The 19,712-nt window shown below is 71.6% G+C and carries 14 protein-coding genes; 12 read left to right on the top strand and 2 right to left on the bottom strand.

Annotated elements, in window-relative coordinates; translation table 11 throughout:
• Positions 1 to 123: 123 nt before the first annotated feature.
• The 12 genes from LPC08_RS03910 to phbB all read left to right on the top strand — a co-directional run bounded on the left by LPC08_RS03910 (position 124) and on the right by phbB (position 16,408).
• Complete coding sequence (locus LPC08_RS03910; RefSeq protein WP_230451435.1) at positions 124 to 765, top strand: CDP-alcohol phosphatidyltransferase family protein; 642 nt, start codon at positions 124 to 126, stop codon at positions 763 to 765.
• Positions 765 to 1,769 (top strand): phosphatidate cytidylyltransferase, encoded by a 1,005-nt coding sequence (locus LPC08_RS03905; RefSeq protein ID WP_230451434.1) that lies wholly within the window; start codon positions 765 to 767, stop codon positions 1,767 to 1,769. Before LPC08_RS03910 ends, LPC08_RS03905 begins: the two co-directional genes overlap by 1 nt.
• Before the next feature lie 13 nt (positions 1,770 to 1,782).
• Positions 1,783 to 2,487, top strand: a complete 705-nt coding sequence (locus LPC08_RS03900; RefSeq protein ID WP_230451433.1) for a lysophospholipid acyltransferase family protein — start codon at positions 1,783 to 1,785, stop codon at positions 2,485 to 2,487.
• A 373-nt stretch (positions 2,488 to 2,860) separates the two neighbouring features.
• On the top strand, positions 2,861 to 5,524 hold the full coding sequence (gene aceE, locus LPC08_RS03895) for a pyruvate dehydrogenase (acetyl-transferring), homodimeric type (RefSeq protein ID WP_230451432.1): 2,664 nt from the start codon (positions 2,861 to 2,863) through the stop codon (positions 5,522 to 5,524).
• A 72-nt stretch (positions 5,525 to 5,596) separates the two neighbouring features.
• Complete coding sequence (gene aceF, locus LPC08_RS03890; RefSeq protein ID WP_255702298.1) at positions 5,597 to 6,883, top strand: dihydrolipoyllysine-residue acetyltransferase; 1,287 nt, start codon at positions 5,597 to 5,599, stop codon at positions 6,881 to 6,883.
• A 25-nt stretch (positions 6,884 to 6,908) separates the two neighbouring features.
• A complete protein-coding gene (gene lpdA / locus LPC08_RS03880; protein ID WP_370643290.1) occupies positions 6,909 to 8,954 on the top strand; it encodes a dihydrolipoyl dehydrogenase in 2,046 nt (681 codons plus the stop codon).
• A 200-nt stretch (positions 8,955 to 9,154) separates the two neighbouring features.
• The gene (locus LPC08_RS03875) at positions 9,155 to 10,543 is read left to right on the top strand and encodes a dicarboxylate/amino acid:cation symporter (RefSeq protein ID WP_441295827.1); all 1,389 of its coding nucleotides are present in this window, start codon (positions 9,155 to 9,157) and stop codon (positions 10,541 to 10,543) included.
• Between the two features lie 35 nt (positions 10,544 to 10,578).
• Positions 10,579 to 11,961 (top strand): NAD(P)/FAD-dependent oxidoreductase, encoded by a 1,383-nt coding sequence (locus tag LPC08_RS03870; RefSeq protein ID WP_230451430.1) that lies wholly within the window; start codon positions 10,579 to 10,581, stop codon positions 11,959 to 11,961.
• A gap of 29 nt (positions 11,962 to 11,990) precedes the next feature.
• A complete protein-coding gene (locus tag LPC08_RS03865; RefSeq protein WP_230451429.1) occupies positions 11,991 to 13,166 on the top strand; it encodes an acetyl-CoA C-acetyltransferase in 1,176 nt (391 codons plus the stop codon).
• A 107-nt stretch (positions 13,167 to 13,273) separates the two neighbouring features.
• Positions 13,274 to 15,325: a PHA/PHB synthase family protein gene (locus tag LPC08_RS03860; RefSeq protein ID WP_230451428.1), complete on the top strand. Its 2,052-nt coding sequence runs from the start codon at positions 13,274 to 13,276 to the stop codon at positions 15,323 to 15,325.
• Between the two features lie 19 nt (positions 15,326 to 15,344).
• Positions 15,345 to 15,626 carry a DUF6489 family protein gene (locus LPC08_RS03855; protein ID WP_230451427.1) on the top strand — a complete coding sequence of 94 codons (282 nt, stop codon included), beginning with the start codon at positions 15,345 to 15,347 and terminating at the stop codon, positions 15,624 to 15,626.
• A gap of 59 nt (positions 15,627 to 15,685) precedes the next feature.
• Entirely contained in the window at positions 15,686 to 16,408 is a 723-nt protein-coding gene (phbB, locus tag LPC08_RS03850; RefSeq protein WP_230451426.1) for an acetoacetyl-CoA reductase, read from the top strand.
• A gap of 521 nt (positions 16,409 to 16,929) precedes the next feature.
• Here phbB and recJ read toward each other — a convergent pair.
• Together recJ and glpX are read right to left on the bottom strand one after the other, a co-directional pair.
• Complete coding sequence (gene recJ / locus LPC08_RS03845; protein WP_230451425.1) at positions 16,930 to 18,726, bottom strand: single-stranded-DNA-specific exonuclease RecJ; 1,797 nt, start codon at positions 18,724 to 18,726, stop codon at positions 16,930 to 16,932.
• Positions 18,719 to 19,711, bottom strand: coding sequence for a class II fructose-bisphosphatase (gene glpX / locus LPC08_RS03840; RefSeq protein WP_230451424.1), 993 nt, complete (start codon positions 19,709 to 19,711; stop codon positions 18,719 to 18,721). Before glpX ends, recJ begins: the two co-directional genes overlap by 8 nt.
• Position 19,712 lies beyond the last annotated feature (1 nt).

Below are 19,712 nucleotides of genomic sequence, written 5' to 3'. Positions count from 1 at the left end.
CACCGGGAATCGGCGGCCGACTGACCGGAGGTCGGACCCGTGCCAGGATCGGCGCCACACGGCCAAGGGAACGATCCGGGAGATGCTGCGGTGACGGCGGAGCAGGGAGGAGAAGCGGGCGGGATGCGGGCGCCGGGCGACAGGCGCCCGATCGCGGCGCGGGATCTGGCGGTGACGGGGCGGGTGGCCGCCTGGCTGGTGCGGCGCCGGGCCTCGGCGGACGGAATCTCGCTCGCCGGCATGGCTGCGGGGGTGCTGGCGGGTCTCGCCTTCGCCGGCACCGCCTGGGCGCCGGAGGCGGCGCGGCCGCTCTGGCTGGCCGGTGCGGTGCTGGTGCAGTTGCGGCTGCTGGCCAACCTGCTGGACGGGATGGTGGCGGTCGGGCGCGGCATCGCCTCGCCGCTGGGGGAGCTGTTCAACGAGGTCCCGGACCGCGTCTCCGACACCGCCGTGCTCTGGGGACTGGGCGTGGCGGCGGGGGCGCCCGCGCTGGGGCTGGGGGCGGCGCTGGCCGCGATGGCGACCGCCTATGTCCGCGCCGTGGGCAAGGCGGCCGGGGCGCCGAGCGACTTCCGCGGCCCCATGGCCAAGCAGCAGCGCATGGCCCTCGTCACCGCGCTGGGTGCCTGGGGGGCCCTGGCGCCGTTCTCCTGGCAGGCGGCGGCCGCCCTGCCCGCCTGGGCGCTCTGGCTGATCCTGCTGCTGTCGCTCGCCACGGCCCTGCGCCGGCTGGCGGGCACGGCGCGCGCGCTGCGGCGGGCGTGATGCTGCACCGTCCGACCGCCCCCGAGGGCTTCGCCCGCGCCTTCGAGCATCCGGTGACGCAGGGCATCGTCGCCGCCACCGCCGCCGTGCTGCTGCTCGCGGCCCTGGCGATCGGCGGACTGCAGCTCGCGGGCCGGCTGTCGCCCGCGCTGCGGCGGGAGCTGTGGCTGCGGCTCGGCGCCTGGATGGTGCTGCTGCCGCTGATGCTGGGGCCGGTGCTGGCTGGGCGCGCCTGGACCATCGGCGCGGTCACGGTCCTCGGCCTCGCCTGCCTGCGCGAGTTCGACCGCGCCACGGGGCTGTTCCGCGAGCGCGTGCTGGTGGCGATCGTCGCGCTGGGCATCCTGCTGGTGAACCTCGCCGCGCTGGACCACTGGTACGGCTTCTTCGTCGCGCTCTGGCCGCTGACCACGGCGGCCATCGCCATCGGCACCATCCCGCAGGACCGGCCGGAGGGCTACGTGCAGCGCGTGGCGCTGGGCGTCTTCGCCTTCATGCTGTTCGGCGCGGGGCTCGCGCATCTCGGCTACATGGCCAACGATCCCGGCTACCGTCCTCTGGTGCTGCTGCTGCTGACCGCCGTCGCGCTGAACGACGTGGCTGCCTTCACCTTCGGCAAGCTGTTCGGACGCCGCAAGCTGCTGCCCGCCACCAGCCCGAACAAGACCGTCGCGGGCGCGCTGGGGGCGCTGGCGACGACGACCACGCTGGTCGCCTTGGTGGGCGCGCGCATCTTCGCCGGAACGCCGATGGCGAACCCGGCCTTGCTGGTGCTGCTGGGCCTGCTGGTCAGCATCGGGGGACAGTGCGGCGACCTGATGCTGTCCTCGATCAAGCGCGACCTGGGCATCAAGGACATGGGGGCCGCGGTGCCCGGCCATGGCGGCATCCTGGACCGCTTCAACAGCCTGCTGCTGGTGGCACCCATCGCCTTCCACCTGATCGGCTACCTCGTCGGCTTCGGGCTGGACCAGCCGACGCGCGTGCTGACCGGGGGGTCGTGAGGTGAAGTGGGAGATGAAGCCCGCGCGCGACCTCGGCCTCGCGCCGGGCGAGCGGCTGCGCAGCCAGATGCGGGAGGCGGGGCTGGGCGGCGCGCTGCTGCAGGGCGTCTGGCGCCGGCTGGTGCGGGGCTACCTGCGCGCCGCCCATTCCCTGTGCGTCGAAGGGCGCGAGAACCTGCCGGCCTCGCCACCCTTCGTGCTGGTCGCCAACCATTGCAGCCACCTCGACGCGCTGACCCTCTCCGCCGTGCTGAGCGGCGAGGCGGCGCGGCGCGCGCATGTGCTGGCGGCGGGGGACTACTTCTTCGGCAACGCCGCCGCCTCGGCCTTCGCCGCCTATGCGGTCAACGCCCTGCCCGTCTGGCGCAAGCGCACGGGGCGGCGCGACATCGCGACGCTGCGCGAGCGGCTGGTGCAGGACAGGCTGGTCTACATCCTGTTCCCCGAGGGCACGCGCAGCCGGGACGGTCGGATGGGGCCCTTCCAGCCGGGGCTGGGCGCGCTGGTCGCGGGCACGGCGGTGCCGGTGGTGCCCTGCCACCTCCACGGCGCGCATGCCGCTTGGCCCGCGGGGCGCGGCCTGCCGCGGCCAGGGCCGCTGCGCCTGGTGATCGGGCCCGCCCTGGACGCGCGCGGCCTGACCAACGACCGCGCGGGATGGGAGGCCCTGGCACGGGGCTGCGAAACCGCCGTGCGCCAACTGGGCGAGGCCGGATAGCCACCGCATTCTTCTAAAAGACAAAGATCAACTCAGGCAAATGAGCGTGTCGGTTGCGCAACCATCCGCCCCGGCCGATAGTCCGAAACCTTTCGGGCGTCGGCCACGATCTTGTGGGGTTGCCGCCGGCGCCTCTAGGTGAGGCCATTCGAGTGTCGGCATCGCCAGCCAGGAGAACACGTCGACAGGGACGGAAGCCGCCGTGTCAGCCCATGCGAATTGACACGAATATTACGCCCTCCCCCCTATTCCTTGTCGATTTGTGACACCCTATGGTGATTCGGCAGAAGGAAGTTGCGTCCGTTTCCCGGGCCAGTCTCCGGGTCGCGGCCGGTGGGGTCGCGTGCGAAGCGCCGCCCCTGGGAGGAGACCTATGGAGCAGCTGCGCGACATCGACCCGATCGAGACCCGGGAGTGGCTCGATTCCCTCGAAGGCGTCATCGAGGTGGGCGGGCAGCTCCGCGCCACCTACCTGCTCGACGAGCTGATGCGGCGGGCGCGCCAGCGCGGCGCGCCGGTGCCCTACTCCGCCACCACGCCCTACCTGAACACCATCCCGACGGAGCTGGAGGCGAAGCACCCCGGCGACCGGGAGATCGAGCACCGCATCCGCTCCTACATCCGCTGGAACGCGCTCGCCATCGTGCTGCGCGCCAACAAGGAAAGCTCGGAGCTGGGCGGCCACATCGCCAGCTTCCAGTCCTCCGCCACGCTCTACGACGTGGGCTTCCAGCACTTCTGGCACGCGCCCTCGGCCAATCACGGCGGCGACCTGATCTATGCCCAGGGCCACATCTCGCCCGGCATCTATGCCCGCGCCTTCCTGGAAGGCCGGCTGTCCGAGGCGCAGCTCCTCAACTTCCGCCAGGAGACCGAGGGCAAGGGCATCAGCTCCTACCCGCACCCCTGGCTGATGCCGGATTTCTGGCAGTTCCCGACCGTCTCCATGGGCCTCGGCCCGCTGATGGCGATCTATCAGGCGCGCTACCTGAAGTATCTCCAGGGCCGCGGCCTGGCCGACACGGCGAACCGCAAGGTCTGGGCCTTCCTGGGCGACGGCGAGACGGACGAGCCGGAGAGCCTGGGCGCGATCTCGCTGGCCTCGCGCGAGAAGCTGGACAACCTCGTCTTCGTCATCAACTGCAACCTGCAGCGCCTCGACGGGCCGGTGCGCGGCAACGGCAAGATCATCCAGGAGCTGGAGGGCAACTTCCGCGGCGCCGGCTGGAACGTCATCAAGGTCATCTGGGGCGGCGGCTGGGATCCGCTGATCGCCTCCGATGACGGGCTGCTCGTCCGCACCATGGAGGAGACGGTCGACGGCGAGTACCAGGACTTCAAGTCGAAGAACGGCGCCTATGTCCGCGAGAAGTTCTTCGGCAAGCACGCCGAGCTGAAGGCGCGGGTCGCCAACATGACGGACGAGCAGATCTGGTCGCTCGCCCGTGGCGGCCACGACCCGCAGAAGGTCTACGCCGCCTACCACGCGGCGGTGAACACCACCGGCAAGCCCACGGTGATCCTGGCCAAGACGGTCAAGGGCTATGGCATGGGCGAGGCCGGCGAGGGGCAGAACATCACCCATCAGCAGAAGAAGATGGGCGAGACGCACCTCAAGGAGTTCCGCGACCGCTTCGGCCTGCCGCTGACCGACGCGCAGCTCAAGGAGATCCCCTTCCTGCGCTTCGAGGAGGGGTCGAAGGAGCTGGACTACCTGCGCGCCCGCCGCGCCGCGCTGGGCGGCTCGCTGCCGCAGCGCCGGGCGAAGACCTCGGTGCAGGTGAAGGCGCCGCCGCTCTCCGCGCTGGAGGCCCAGACCAAGGGCACCGAGGGGCGCGAGATCTCCACCACCATGGCCTTCGTGCGCATCCTCAACAGCCTGCTGCGCGACAAGGGCATCGGCCAGCGCATCGTGCCGATCGTCCCGGACGAGAGCCGCACCTTCGGCATGGAGGGGATGTTCCGCCAGTTCGGCATCTTCTCGCAGGTCGGGCAGCTCTACCGCCCGCAGGATGCCGACCAGCTCATGTTCTACAAGGAGGACAAGCGCGGCCAGATCCTCCAGGAGGGGATCAACGAGGCGGGCGCCATGTCCTCCTGGATCGCGGCGGCGACCTCCTACTCGACCTCCGACCAGCCGACAGTGCCGTTCTACATCTACTACTCGATGTTCGGCTTCCAGCGCATCGGCGACCTGGCCTGGGCGGCGGGCGACATGCGGGCGCGCGGCTTCCTGATCGGCGGCACCTCCGGCCGCACCACGCTGAACGGCGAGGGGCTGCAGCACGAGGACGGGCACAGCCACATCCTCTCCGCCACCATCCCCAACTGCGTCTCCTACGACCCGACCTTCTCCTACGAGGTCGCGGTGATCGTGCAGGAGGGCCTGCGGCGGATGCTGGAGGCGCAGGAGGACGTCTTCTACTACATCACCACGCTGAACGAGAACTACGAGCACCCGGCCCTGCCCGAGGGCGCAGCGGAGGGCATCCTCAAGGGGCTCTACCCGCTGAAGTCGGTGGAGGCGTCGGACAAGAAGGCGCCGCGGGTGCAGCTGATGGGCTCGGGCGCGATCCTGCGCGAGGTGATCGCGGCGGCCGACCTGCTGGCGCAGGACTGGGGCGTCTCCTCCGACGTCTGGAGCGCGCCGAGCTTCACCGAGTTGGCCCGCGACGCGGTGGATGCGGAGCGGTGGAACCTGCTCCACCCCACGGAGACGCCGCGCCGGAGCCATGTCGAGACCTCGCTCGCCGGCCGCCAGGGCCCGGTGATCGCGGCGACCGACTACATGCGCCTCTATGCGGAGCAGATCCGCGCCCATGTCCCCGGCCGCTACCGGGTGCTCGGCACGGATGGGTTCGGCCGCTCCGACTACCGCCGCCGGCTGCGCGACTTCTTCGAGGTCGACCGCCGCTGGGTGACGGTGGCCGCGCTGGAATCCCTGGCCAAGGACGGGGCGATCCCGGCCGCCAAGGTGGCCGAGGCGATCGCGAAGTACGGGATCGACCCGAACAAGCCGAATCCGGCGAAGGTCTGAATCCCCCTACCCCACTGCGCGTCCCGGGCGGCGGAAACCCCGCCGCCCGGCCGGGATGGAAACACGGCGAAGGTGCCAGAGATGAGCCAGATCACGGTCCCCGACATCGGTGACTTCAAGGACGTGCCGATCATCGAGGTGCACGTCTCCCCCGGGGACACGGTCCAGGTGGACGACACGCTGATCACCCTGGAATCCGACAAGGCGACCATGGAGGTCCCGGCCAGTGCCGGCGGCAAGGTCGCGCAGGTGCTGGTCAAGGTCGGCGACCGGGTCAGCCAGGGCACGCCGCTGCTGGTGCTGGAGGGCGGCGCCCCCGCCGCCGAGGCGCCGGTGACCCCGCCCCCATCCGTCATCGCGCAGCAGGAGCCCGCGCCGCAGGACAAGGCCCCGGTTCCCGCCCCTGCCCCGGTCAGCACCCGCGCCGGCGGCACCTCGCCCGACTTCTCCGGCGTGCATGCCAGCCCCGCCGTCCGCCGCCTGGCGCGCGAATTGGGCGTGGACCTGACCGCGCTGAAGGGCAGCGGCGAGAAGGGCCGCATCACCCCGGACGACGTGAAGGCCTTTCTGCGCGGTCCCGCGCCGGCCGCCGCCGCGGCGGCTCCGGCCCCCGCCGCCGGCTCGGGCATCCCCGAGATCCCGGCCGTCGACTTCTCCAAGTTCGGCGCGATCGAGAGCAAGCCGCTGGCGCGCATCAAGCGCCTCTCCGGGCCCCACCTGCACCGGTCGTGGCTGAACATCCCGCACGTCACCCACAATGACGAGGCGGACATCACGGAGATCGAGAAGTACCGCAAGGAGCTGGACGCCGCGGGCAAGGAGAAGGGCTACCGCGTCACCCTGCTCGCCTTCCTCATCAAGGCCAGCGTCTCCGCGCTCCGCGCCTTCCCGGAGTTCAACAGCTCGCTGAGCCCGGAGAAGGACGCGCTGATCTTCAAGAAGTACTACAATATCGGCATCGCGGTGGACACGCCGGACGGGCTGGTCGTGCCCGTCATCAAGGATGCCGACCGCAAGGGCATCGTGGAGCTGAGCCAGGAGATGGGCGCCATCTCCAAGAAGGCGCGCGACGGCAAGCTGGGCGCGGCGGACATGTCCGGCGGCACCTTCACCATCTCCTCCCTGGGCGGCATCGGCGGCACGGGCTTCACCCCCATCGTGAACGCGCCGGAAGTCGCGATCCTGGGCGTGGTGCGCTCGAAGATGGCGCCGGTCTGGGATGGCGCGGCCTTCCAGCCGCGGCTGATGTTGCCGCTCTGCGTCTCCTACGACCACCGCGTGATCGACGGGGCGCTGGCCGCCCGCTTCACCCGCCACCTCGCCCATGTCCTCGAGGACGTGCGCCGGCTGGTGCTGTGACGGGAATGGAAGGGAGGCGGCGCGCATGAGCGTGGAGATCAAGGTCCCCGATATCGGGGACTTCAAGGACGTGCCCGTCATCGAGGTGCACGTGGCCGAGGGTGCGACGGTGGCGGTGGACGATCCGCTGCTGACGCTCGAATCCGACAAGGCCACCATGGACATCCCGGCGCCGCAGGCGGGGACGGTGGCGAAGCTGCTGGTCAAGCCGGGCGACCGGATCAGCCAGGGCACGCCGATCCTGCTGCTCGACGGGGCGGAGGGGGGCGCCGCGGCGGCCCTGCCCGCGGTGGCGCAGGCAGCGGCCCCCTCCGCGGCCCCCGCAGGCGCGGCGGAGATCGAAGTCCGCGTTCCCGATATCGGCGACTTCAAGAACGTGCCGGTGATCGAGGTGCATGTCGCCGCCGGCGCCACGATCCAGGCGGACGACCCGCTGCTGACGCTGGAATCCGACAAGGCGACCATGGACATCCCCGCCCCGGCCGGGGGCGTGGTGAAGGCGCTGAAGGTCGCCGTCGGAGAGCGCGTCAGCCAGGGCACGCTGATCCTGACGTTGCAGGGCGCGGCCGGTGCCGCCGCCCCTGCCCCGGCCGCCCCCGCGCCCCAGGCCGCCCCAGCCATCGCCGCCCCGGCGGCGAAGCCCGCCGCCGGCAAGGGCGACCTGCATGCCGAGGTGCTGGTGCTGGGCGCCGGCCCCGGCGGCTACACCGCCGCCTTCCGCGCCGCGGACCTCGGCAAGCAGGTGGTGCTGGTGGAACGCTGGCCGAGCCTGGGCGGCGTCTGCCTGAACGTGGGCTGCATCCCGTCCAAGGCGTTGCTGCACGCGGCCAAGGTGCTGGACGAGGCGGAGGAGGTCGGCCATGCCGGCATCACCTTCGCCAAGCCCTCGGTGGACATCGACGCGCTGCGCGGCTGGAAGGACGGCGTGGTCAAACGCCTGACCGGCGGGCTCTCGGGCCTGGCCAAGCAGCGCAAGGTCACGGTGGTCCAGGGGCTGGGCCGCTTCACCGCCGCCAACGAGGTGACGGTGGAGGGCGAGGCCGGGCGCAAGACCATCACCTTCGACCAGGCGATCATCGCCGCGGGGTCGGAGCCGGTGACGCTGCCCTTCGTGCCGCATGGCGATCCGCGGGTGATCGACAGCACGGGCGCACTGGCACTGGCGGACGTGCCGAAGAAGCTGCTCGTCATCGGCGGCGGCATCATCGGGCTGGAGATGGCGACGGTCTACCACAGCCTCGGCTCCGCCGTGACGGTGGTCGAGCTGATGGACCAGATCATTCCCGGCGCCGACAAGGACATCGTCACGCCGCTGATGAAGCGGATCGAGAAGCGCTACGCCGCCATCCTACTCAAGACCAAGGTGCTGAAGGTCGAGGCGACGGCCGAGGGGCTGGTCGCGACCTTCGAGGGGCCGAAGGGCCAGAGCAGCGAGACCTTCGACCGGGTCCTGGTCGCCGTCGGCCGCCGCCCCAACGGCAAGCTGATCGGCGCCGAGAATGCGGGCGTCGCAGTGGACGAGCGCGGCTTCATCCCGGTGGACCGGCAGCAGCGCACCAACGTGTCGAACATCTTCGCCATCGGCGACGTGGTCGGCCAGCCCATGCTCGCCCACAAGGCGGTGCATGAGGGGCGCGTGGCGGCGGAGGCGGCCTCGGGCAAGGCCAGCTTCTTCGACGCCAAGGTCATCCCCTCCGTCGCCTATACCGACCCCGAGGTGGCCTGGGTCGGCATGACGGAGAACGAGGCGAAGGCGAAGGGCATCAAGCTCGGCAAGGGGGTCTTCCCCTGGGCCGCCAGCGGGCGCTCGCTCTCGCTTGGCCGCGACGAGGGCATCACCAAGGTGCTGTTCGACGAGGCGACGCACCGCCTGGTCGGCTGCGGCATCGTGGGGCCCAGCGCGGGCGACCTGATCGCGGAGGCCGCGCTCGCCATCGAGATGGGCGCGGATGCCGAGGATATCGGCCTGACGATCCACCCCCACCCCACCCTGTCCGAGACGATCGGCATGGCGGCGGAGGTGTTCGAGGGCACGATCACCGACCTCTACATCCCGAAGAAGAAGGGCTGAGGCCGGCATGACCACCCCGGCCGGACGACAACCGCGCCCCGCCCCGACCGGGGCTGCGCGGGTGGGGGCCGTCCGGCCGCCGGCTCCCGGAAGAGCCGCCATGCGGGCGGCCATGGCGGACCGGGCCTCCAGGCACTACCTTTCCGCGACGCGCCATCCCCGGGCCGAGGCCCGAGGCCCGGCCTAGGAGAACCGCCGTCATGGACATGCCGGCCCACGCCGCGCCGATTCCGGCCCCGCCGCCCCGCAAGCCGCACCGCTGGTATTCGAACCTCTATGCCCAGGTGCTGGTCGCCATCACCCTCGGCGTGCTGCTGGGGCATTTCTGGCCGGAGATCGGCGCCTCGATGAAGCCGTTGGGCGACGGGTTCATCAAGCTGATCAAGATGCTGATCGCGCCGATCATCTTCTTCACCGTGGTCCATGGCATCGCCAGCATGGACGACATGAAGCGGGTCGGGCGCGTCGGGCTGAAGGCGCTGATCTACTTCGAGGTGATGACCACCGCCGCGCTGATCATCGGGCTGGTGGTGGTGAACCTGTGGCGGCCGGGCGCGGGGATGAACGTCGATCCGGCGGCGCTGGATACGCGCGCCATCGCCACCTACACCTCCCAGGCGGCGCACCAGACGACCGTCGACTTCCTGCTGCACATCATCCCCAACACCGTCGTCGGCGCCTTCGCCGAGGGCGAGATCCTCCAGGTCCTGCTCTTCGCCGTCCTCTTCGCCTTCGCGCTCCAGGCGCTCGGCCCGCGCGGCCAGCCGGTGCTGCACCTGATCGACCTGACGGCGAACGTCTTCTTCAAGATCGTCGGCTACGTGATGAAGCTGGCGCCGCTGGGCGCCTTCGGGGCGATGGCCTTCACCATCGGGCGCTACGGCGTGGGCACGCTGGTCTCGCTCGCCTCGCTGATGGCCGCCTTCTACGTGACCTGCCTGATCTTCGTGCTGGGCGTGCTGGGCATCGTGGCCTGGCTGTCGGGCTTCTCGATCCTCAAGTTCATCCGCTACATCAAGGAGGAGCTGCTGATCGTGCTCGGCACCTCCTCCTCGGAATCCGTCCTGCCGCGCATGCTGGCCAAGATGGAGAACGCGGGCGCGGACAAGTCCGTGGTCGGGCTGGTGATCCCCACCGGCTACTCCTTCAACCTCGACGGCACCTGTATCTACCTGACCATGGCCGCCGTCTTCCTGGCCCAGGCGACCAACACCCCGCTCTCCCTGGGGCAGGAGCTGGCGCTGATCGGCATCCTGCTGCTCACCTCGAAGGGCGCGGCGGGCGTTACCGGCTCCGGCTTCATCGTGCTGGCGGCCACCCTCGCCTCGCTGGGCACAGTGCCCGTGGCCAGCATCGCGCTGATCCTGGGCGTGGACCGCTTCATGTCCGAGGCACGGGCGCTGACCAACCTGGTCGGCAACGGCGTCGCCACCATCGTGGTCGCGAAGTGGGAGGGGGCGCTGGACATGGCCCGGCTGAACCGGGTGCTGAACGGCGAGACCGAGGCCGAGGCCGACGCGCCGGAGGACGTGGCGATCGCGCATGACGCGGCGGGCGAGACCACCCTCGCCAGCCGCCAGTCCCACTAGCGTCGCACGGGCTGGCGATGGCGGACAGGGCGGGCATGTCGGACCGGGAGCAGGGCGGCGCCGCGGCCGTGGCCGCCACCCCCCGCGCGCCCGAGACCCGGCCCGATCCCGGCCTGCACCGCATCGTCATCGTGGGCGGCGGCGCCGGCGGGCTGGAGCTGGCGACGCGGCTGGGCGACACGCTCGGCCGGCGCGGCGAGGCGGAGATCTCCCTGGTCGACCGCGGCCGCCGCCACCTGTGGAAGCCGCTGCTGCACGAGGTCGCGGCCGGCAGCATGAACGTGGACGAGCACGAGCTGGACTATCTCGCCCAGGCGCACTGGCACCATTTCCGCTTCCGCTACGGCGAGATGATCGGCCTCGACCGCGCCGCGAAGCAGGTGTTGCTGGCTCCCACGCTGGACGAGGAGGGGCGGGAGATCACGCCCCGCCGCACCATTCCCTACGACACGCTGGTGATCGCCGTCGGCAGCGTGGTGAACGATTTCGGCACCCCCGGCGTGGCGGAGCACGCCATCGCCCTCGACACCCTGGCCCAGGCGGAGCGCTTCAACCGGCGCCTAGTGAACGCCTGCCTGCGCGCCCATACCCAGCACGGGCCGGTGCGGCCGGAGCAGCTCCACGTGGCCATCATCGGCGCCGGCGCCACGGGGTCGGAGCTGGCGGCCGAGCTGCACCGCACGACGCGCACCGTCATCGCCTATGGCCTGGACCGGGTGGACCCGGAGCGCGATATCCAGATCACCCTGATCGAGGCGGCGGAGCGTATCCTGCCCGGCCTGCCGCCGCGAATCTCCGCCGCCGCGACCGGCGTGCTGACGCGGCTCGGCGTCGAGATCCGGGTGAACGCCAAGGTCAGCGAGGTCCGCGCCGATGGCGTGCAACTCGCCGATGGCGGCTTCATCCCCTCCGAGCTGGTGGTCTGGGCGGCGGGGGTGAAGGGGCCGGCGGTGCTGGCCGAGCTCGACGGGCTGGAGGTGACGAAGACCAACCAGCTCGTCGTCGGGCCGACCTTGCAGACCACGCGCGATGCGGACGTCTTCGCCTTCGGCGACTGCGCCGCGGCGCCCCGGCCCGGGCACGACCGCCCCGTCCCGCCCCGCGCCCAGGCGGCGCACCAGCAGGCGGAGCACCTGTTCCGCCAGCTCCGCCGCCGGCTGCGCGGGGAGGCGCCGGAGCCCTACACCTATCGCGACTTCGGCTCGCTGGTCTCGCTGGGCGAGGAGCGGACGGTGGGGAACCTGATGGGCTTCCTCTCCGGCAAGAGCATGATGATCGAGGGCTTCGTCGCCCGCATCATGTACCAGTCGCTCTACAAGATGCACGAACGCGCGCTGCACGGCTGGCCCAAGGTGGCGCTGACGACCCTGGCGCGGCTGATCACGCGGCGGACCGAGCCGCATGTGAAGCTGCACTGACGGTTTCCCGACAAGGAAGGAAGCGAGAGATGGACGACATCGTCATTGCCTCGGCGGCGCGGACGCCGGTGGGCGCGTTCAACGGGGCCCTGGCCGGGCTGCCGGCCTCGGCGCTGGGCACCATCGCGATCAAGGCCGCGCTGGAGCGTGCGGGGGTGAGCGCGGAGGAGGTGGACGAGGTGATCCTCGGCCAGGTCCTGACCGCGCTGGGCGGGCAGAACCCGCCCCGCCAGGCGGCGGTGAATGCGGGCATCCCCGTCGAGCGCACCGCCTTCGCGATCAACCAGGTCTGCGGGTCCGGCCTGCGCTCCGTCGCGCTCGCGGCACAGCAGATCCTGACCGGCGACGCGTCCATCGTGATCGCGGGCGGGCAGGAGAGCATGAGCCAGTCGCCGCACGCCGCGCACCTGCGCAACGGGCAGAAGATGGGTGACCTGGCCTTCGTCGACACGATGATCCGCGACGGGCTGTGGGACGCCTTCAACGGCTACCACATGGGCACGACAGCCGAGAACGTGGCCAAGGCCTTCCAGATCACCCGCGAGCAGCAGGACGCCTTCGCCGCCGCCAGCCAGCGCAAGGCAGGCGAGGCGCAGAAGGCGGGCCGCTTCGACGAGGAGATCACGGCCGTCACCGTGAAGGGCCGCAAGGGCGACACGGTGGTGGACAAGGACGAGTACCCGAAGCCGGAGACGACCGCCGAGATCCTGGCCAAGCTGCGCCCCGCCTTCTCCAAGGACGGCACGGTGACGGCCGGCAACGCCTCGGGCATCAACGATGGCGCCGCCGCCTTCGTGGTGATGAAGGCGTCCGAGGCGGCGAAGCGCGGCATCACGCCGCTGGCGCGCATCGCCTCCTGGGCCACGGCGGGGGTCGATCCGACCATCATGGGCACCGGGCCGATCCCGGCGTCGCGCAAGGCGCTGAAGAAGGCCGGCTGGAACATCCAGGACCTCGACCTGATCGAGGCGAACGAGGCCTTCGCGGCGCAGGCCTGCGCGGTGAACAAGGACCTCGGCTGGGACCCGGACAGGGTGAACGTGAACGGCGGCGCCATCGCGCTGGGCCATCCGATCGGCGCCTCGGGCGCGCGCGTGCTGACGACGCTGCTCTACGAGATGAAGCGGCGCGGCGCGAAGAAGGGCCTGACCACGCTGTGCATCGGCGGCGGCATGGGTGTCGCCATGTGCGTGGAAGCCGCCTGAGGCGGTGACGCGCCGGCCCCGGGGCGATCCCGGGGCCGGCGCCCCAGAACAGCCGGACGGGGAGGAACGGGAAGAACGCCATGGCACGCAGCCCCAGAAGCAGGAAGGTGTCTCCCGCAGCCGAGGAGATCCCCGAGCCGCCGCCCGCCGAGGCCCTCCAGGCCCCGGACGGCGACGTGCGCCCGCCCGAGGCGAAGGGACCCGACGCCCCGCCGGGCTGGACCCCGCCGGAGCCGCCGCCCGCCGAGGCGGGCGCCGAGACGGGCGGCCCGCCGGGCCCCGATGCCATGCTGGGCCTCTGGTCCTCCTGGATGCGGGCCATGTCCGGGGCCACGCCCGCCTGGAGCAACCCGAGCGCCGCCTGGTGGCAGGGCGCGGGCGACGAGATGGCCGGCGCCTTCCTGGCCGGCGGGGTGCGGCAGGTGAACGAGGCGCTGGCCCGCGACCCCGTGCTGCGCGCCGTGGACAAGGTGTGGAACGCCAACCCGCTGCGCCAGGTGGTGCCGGTGGACTGGGCGGAGATCGCCCGCGCGCTGCGGACCGTCTGGCTGCGCTCGCTCGGCAACCCGGCCACCGCCATGGCCGCGGCGGCGGAGCTGAACGCCTCGCTCTGGCGCACGGCGATGGAGAACTGGAACGAGGCGAGCCGCCGCTGGCTCGGCACCGCCGAGGCCGCGGCGCCGGAGGCCAAGGGCAGCGACAAGCGCTTCGCCGCGCCGGAATGGCAGAACAACCCCGCCTACCGCACGCTGAAGGACGCCTACCTGCTCGCCTCCGACTGGCTGCTGCGCCAGGGGGAGAGCGGCGACATGGACGAGGCGGAGCGGCAGCGGCTGAACTTCCACCTGCGCCAGTTCGTCGATGCGACCAGCCCGTCGCTGATGCTGCTCTCCAACCCCGCCGCGCTGAGGCGCGCGATGGAGACGGGCGGCGCCAGCCTCGCCGACGGCGCGCGCAACCTCGCCAACGACCTGCGCGAGGGGCGGCTGTCCATGGTGGACGCCACCGCCTTCGCGCCGGGGCGCAACCTCGCCCTCTCGCCGGGCAAGGTCGTCCACCGCAGCAAGCTGATCGAGCTGATCCAGTACGCGCCGACGCAGGAAAGCGTGCACAAGGTGCCGCTGCTGCTGCTGCCGCCCTGGATCAACAAGTTCTACATCCTCGACATGCAGCCGAAGAACAGCCTGGTGAAGCACCTGAACGACCAGGGCTTCACGGTGTTCATGGTGTCGTGGAAGAACCCCGACGCCTCGATGGACGGCACCACCATCGAGGACTACATCGACCTGGGCGTGCTGGAAGCCAGCGACGTGGTGCGCGACATCACCGGCAGCGCCAAGGTCAACATCATGGGCTACTGCATCGGCGGCACCATGCTGGCGATGGCGCTGTCCTGGCTGGCGGCGAAGGGGGACGACCGCTTCGCCTCGGCGACCTTCATGGTCTCGCTGCAGGACTTCTCGAAGGTCGGCGACACCGCCGTCTTCGTGGAGGAGCCGGCGGTGGACCTGATGGAGCAGCAGATGATGGAACGCGGCTACCTGGACAGCCGCGAGATGTCCAACATGTTCAACCTGCTGCGCTCGAACGACCTGATCTGGGCCAACGTCGTCAACAACTACCTGATGGGCGAGAAGCCGCCGGCCTTCGACCTGCTCTACTGGAACAGCGACGGCACGCGCATGGCCCGCGCCGCGCACAGCTGGTACCTGCGCAACACCTACCGCGAGAACAACCTGATCAAGCCGGGCGCGATCCGCCTCAAGGGCGAGGCGATCGACCTGGGGAAGATCACCCTCCCCCTCTACGCCGTCGGCGCGGAGAAGGACCACATCGTCCCCTGGGACGCGGCCTGGCGCATCACCAAGCTGGCGGGCGGCGAGGTCCGCTTCATCCTCGCCTCCAGCGGCCACATCGCGGGCATCATCAACCCGCCCGGCGGCAAGGGCACCTACTGGACCCAGCCGGCGGAGGCGCCGGAGGTGGCGACGGCGGGCGAGTGGCGCCGCGCCGCCGAACGGCACGACGGCAGCTGGTGGACGGACTGGACCGCCTGGCTGGCGCAGCGTTCCGGCCGCAAGGGCCCGCCGCCGCCGATGGGCAGCGCGTCCCATCCCCCCTTGATGGACGCGCCGGGCGACTACGTGATGGAGAAGTAGCCGGGAAAGGGTTCGGGCCATGAAGTTCAACATCGAGGTGGACTGCACGCCGGAGGAGGCGCGAAGCTTCTTCGGCCTGCCCGACGTGAAGCCGATGCAGGACGCCGTCATGGCCCGGATGGAGAAGCAGATGCTGGAGGCGTTGTCGGCGACGACGCCGGAGGCGCTGTTCAAGGCATGGATGCCGCTCTCTCCCTGGAACCCCGCCCAGGCGCAGGAGATGATGGCCAACATAATGCGCGCGCCGTTCGGCAACATGGGTGGCTCCGCCGGAGCGACCGGCGGCAAGCGCGAGAAGTGACCGGCGGCCCGGTCCGGGCCGTCGGAACGTTTGGGGCTTCACAGCAAGGAGGAATCTCCATGGCACGCGTAGCATTGGTGACGGGCGGGCAGCGCGGGATCGGCGCCGCCATCAGCGAGGCGCTGAAGGCGCAGGGGCGGACGGTCATCGCCTCCTATGCCGGCAACGAGGCGGCCGCCGCCGCCTTCACCGAGCGCACCGGCATCCCGACCCGCAAGTTCGACGTGGGCGACTTCGAGGCCTGCCGGACGGCGGTCGCGGCGATCACCGAGGAGTTCGGCCAGATCGAGGTGCTGGTGAACAATGCGGGCATCACCCGCGACGGCACCATGAAGCGCATGGACCGGAAGATGTGGGACGAGGTGATCGACACCAACCTCGGCTCCTGCTTCAACCTGTGCAAGCTGGTCTGGGACGGCATGACGGCCAAGAAGTTCGGCCGCATCGTCAACATCGGCTCGATCAACGGCCAGGCCGGCCAGTACGGTCAGGTGAACTACGCCGCCGCCAAGTCGGGCATCCACGGCTTCACCAAGGCGCTGGCGCAGGAAGGCGCCAAGGGTGGCATCACCGTGAACGCCATCGCGCCCGGCTACGTGGACACGGAGATGGTCCGCGCGGTGCCGCCCGACGTGCTGGAGAAGATCATCGCCCGCATCCCGCGCGGCCGGCTCGGCACGGCGGAGGACATCGCCCGCGGCGTCGCCTTCCTCACCGCGGACGAGGCGGACTTCATCACCGGCTCCACGCTGTCGATCAACGGCGGCCAGCACATGTACTGAAGGCCAGCGGGCGGCGAGGGCCATGCCTTCGCTGCCCGGTGGCAGAGGGGGCGCCGACAGTTGCGCCCCTTGTCCAGGCGCAGACCTCATGCGTGCGGCGGGATGCGTTGGCGTCCGGCGCCCGTGGCCCGGGGGCAAGGCGCGGCCTCGCCCCCGTACCCCCACTCCGCCAGGACCCTGCGGGCCCTGGACCCGATTGGCGCTGCCGCGGGACAGCCTGACACGGGGTCACAGCGCCGAGGAGCCATGCTCCTCGGCGGGACCGGCCGCCGCACTCGCTGACGCCTTCTGAAGTTTTTCCAGAGTCCCGCCTGTCCGCGCTCCGTCAGGGTTCAGCCCGCAGACTGATACCCACCGCACAGAACCAACTCCCAGCGGGGTCCGGGGCCCGCTTGTGGCCCCGGCAGGGGAGGGTCTGGGAGGGGACGGCGTCCCCTCCCGGTCCCACGCCGGAACACGACAGCACCACAGGCCAGGTCATCCCGCCGTCCGGATCAGGTCCCCTTTCTCGGGCCGGGACCTCAGGCGCGGGCGGCGTCCTGCACGTGCAGGCTGGTGGTGACGGTGCCGTTCCAGCTTTCCGCCCGCAGCGCGCCGCACAGGTGGACCGGCGCCCCGCCGGAGGTCAGGAGGAGCTGCGCCAGCGGCCCGTCCTTGGCGCGGAAGCAGATGGCCTTCAGCCGTCCGCCCCCCTCCCCTTCCAGGAAGGCGCGCACCGTCCCGCCCTCGCGTCCGACGCGGTCGGCGCGCACGATGCGGGCCCGGCGCAAGGCGAAGAGGGGCTCCTCGTTGCCCGGACCGAAGGGCGCTAGGCGTCCCACCTGCCCCGCCATCTCGGCCGTCGCGGCCTGGACGGACAGCGTGCCCTCCACCGCCAGGTCGGCCGCGGCTGGCAGGGCGTTGGCGTGGCTCAGCCGCTCGGCCAGGAAGGCGCGCAGCTCCGACTCCCGGTCGGGCGCGAAGGAGAAGCCGGCGGCCATGGCATGCCCGCCGCCGGTCAGCAGCAAACCTGACTGCCGGGCGGCGATGATGGCGGCCCCCAGGTCGACGCCAGGGACCGAGCGGCCGGAGCCACGCGCCACCCCGTCGGCGATGCCGGCCACCAGGGACGGGCGGTTGAAGCGTTCTTTCAGCCGGCCGGCGACGATGCCGACCACGCCGGGATGCCAGCCCTCGCGGGAGACCAGCAGCACGGGGCTGCCCGCATCCGCCTGCCGCTCGCCCTCGGCGATGGCGGCACCCAGGACGTCGGCCTCCACCTCCTGGCGCCGGCGGTTCACCGCGTCCAGCCGCTCCGCCATGGCGCGGGCCTCGACCGGGTCGTCCCCGGCCAGCAGCCGCAGGGCGAGGTCCGGCTCGCCGATCCGGCCGGAGGCGTTGATGCGGGGGCCGAGGACGTAGCCGAGCGTATGGGCGGTCGGCGCCTCCTTCACCCCGGCCACCTCCAGCAGCGCGGCGATGCCGGGGCGCTCGCGCCGGGCCATCACCTTCAGCCCCTGCGCGACCAGCGCGCGGTTCAGCCCGGTCAGCGGCATCACGTCGCAGACGGTGGCCAGCGCCACGAGGTCCAGCAGCTCCAGCAGCCGCGGCTCGTCGCGATGGGCGAAGAAGCCGGAGCGGCGCAGCACCCGCTGGGTCGCCACCGCGGCCAGGAAGCCCACCGCCGCGGCGCAGAGATGGTTCAGGCCGGAGGTGCAGTCGATCCGGTTGGGGTTGACCGCCGCGACGATCCGGGGCGGCGGGCCCTCCGCCTTGTGGTGGTCCAGCACGACCACCTCGGCGTGGCCGCGCGCCGCCTCCAGCGCCTCGTGCGCCGCGATGCCGCAATCGACGCAGACGATCAGCGTCGCGCCGTCCTCGCAGAGCCGGGCGATGGCGGCCGGGTTGGGGCCGTAGCCCTCGCGGATGCGGTCGGGGACGTAGTGCTCCGCCTCGCAACCCAGGGCGCGCAGCACCCGCACCATCAGCGCGCCGGAACAGGCGCCGTCCACGTCGTAGTCGCCATAGACCGCGACCCGCTCGCCCTCGCGCACGGCGCGCGCCAGCCGGTCGGCGGCCGCGTCCATGTCCACGAGGCAGGAGGGGTCGGGCAGCAGCGCCCGCAGCGTCGGGTCGAGGAAGTCCGGCGCCGCCTCCGGGCTCACGCCCCGGCCGGCGAGGAGGCGCCCGACCAGCTCGGGCACCGCCAGGCGCTGGGCGATGGCGAGGCCCAGCCGCTCGTCGCCGCCGCGCCAGACCCAGCGGCGGCCCGTGACGCTCTGGGCGACGCCGAGGACCGGTTCGGCGCCCGCCGCTCTGCCGGGCTCCCCGTCAGGCAAAGAAGCGGCCCGGCTTCAGGGTCTGGTTGTGGTGGCCCTCGATGTAGCGGACGGTGCCCGTCTTGCTGCGCATGACGATGGAATGCGTCACGGCGCCCTGGCCGGTCTTGCGCACGCCGCGCAGGAAGGCGCCGGTGGTCACGCCGGTCGCGGCGAAGATCACGTCGCCCCGCGCCATCTCGTGGGTCGAGAACTTCTTGTGCGGGTCGAGGATGCCCATGGCCTTGGCGCGCTCGACCTGGCTGTCATCCTCGTAGAGCAGCCGGCCCTGGAGCTGGCCGCCGATGCAGCGGAAGGCGGCGGCGGCCAGCACGCCCTCCGGCGCGCCGCCCGAGCCCATGTAGATGTCCACCCCCGCCTCGGGCTGGGAGCAGGCGACCACGCCGGCCACGTCGCCATCGCCCAGCAGCATGATGCGCGCGCCCGCCTCGCGGCAGGCGCGGATCATCTCCTTGTGGCGGTCGCGGTCCAGGGTGCAGACGACCAAGTCGTTGATGTCGCACTTCTTGGCCCGTGCCAGCTCGCGCAGGTTCTGGGCCGGGGTGGCGTCCAGGTCCACCACCCCCGCCGGCAGGCCGGGGCCCACCGCGATCTTGTCCATGTAGATGTCGGGCGCGTGCAGGAAGCCGCCGGATTCCGCCACCGCCAGCACGGCGATCGCGTTGGGGCCGCCCTTGGCGGTGATCGAGGTGCCTTCCAGCGGGTCCACGGCGATGTCCACCGCCATGCCGCCGGCCCCGACCTTCTCGCCGATGTAGAGCATCGGCGCCTCGTCCATCTCGCCCTCGCCGATCACCACCGTGCCGGTGATGGCCACCGCGTCGAAGGCGCGGCGCATCGCGTCCACCGCGGCGCCGTCGGCCGAGTTCTTGTCGCCCCGCCCGATCCAGGCGGAGGCGGCGAGCGCCGCCGCCTCGGTCACCCGCACCAGCTCCAGGGCGAGGTTGCGGTCGGAATGGGTGGCGTCGCGCGTGATGTCCGACATG

It is taken from the genome of Roseomonas sp. OT10, assembly GCF_020991085.1.
Classification (GTDB): Bacteria; Pseudomonadota; Alphaproteobacteria; order Acetobacterales; family Acetobacteraceae; genus Roseomonas; species Roseomonas cutis.
This window is presented reverse-complemented; position numbering and strand designations above follow the sequence as displayed.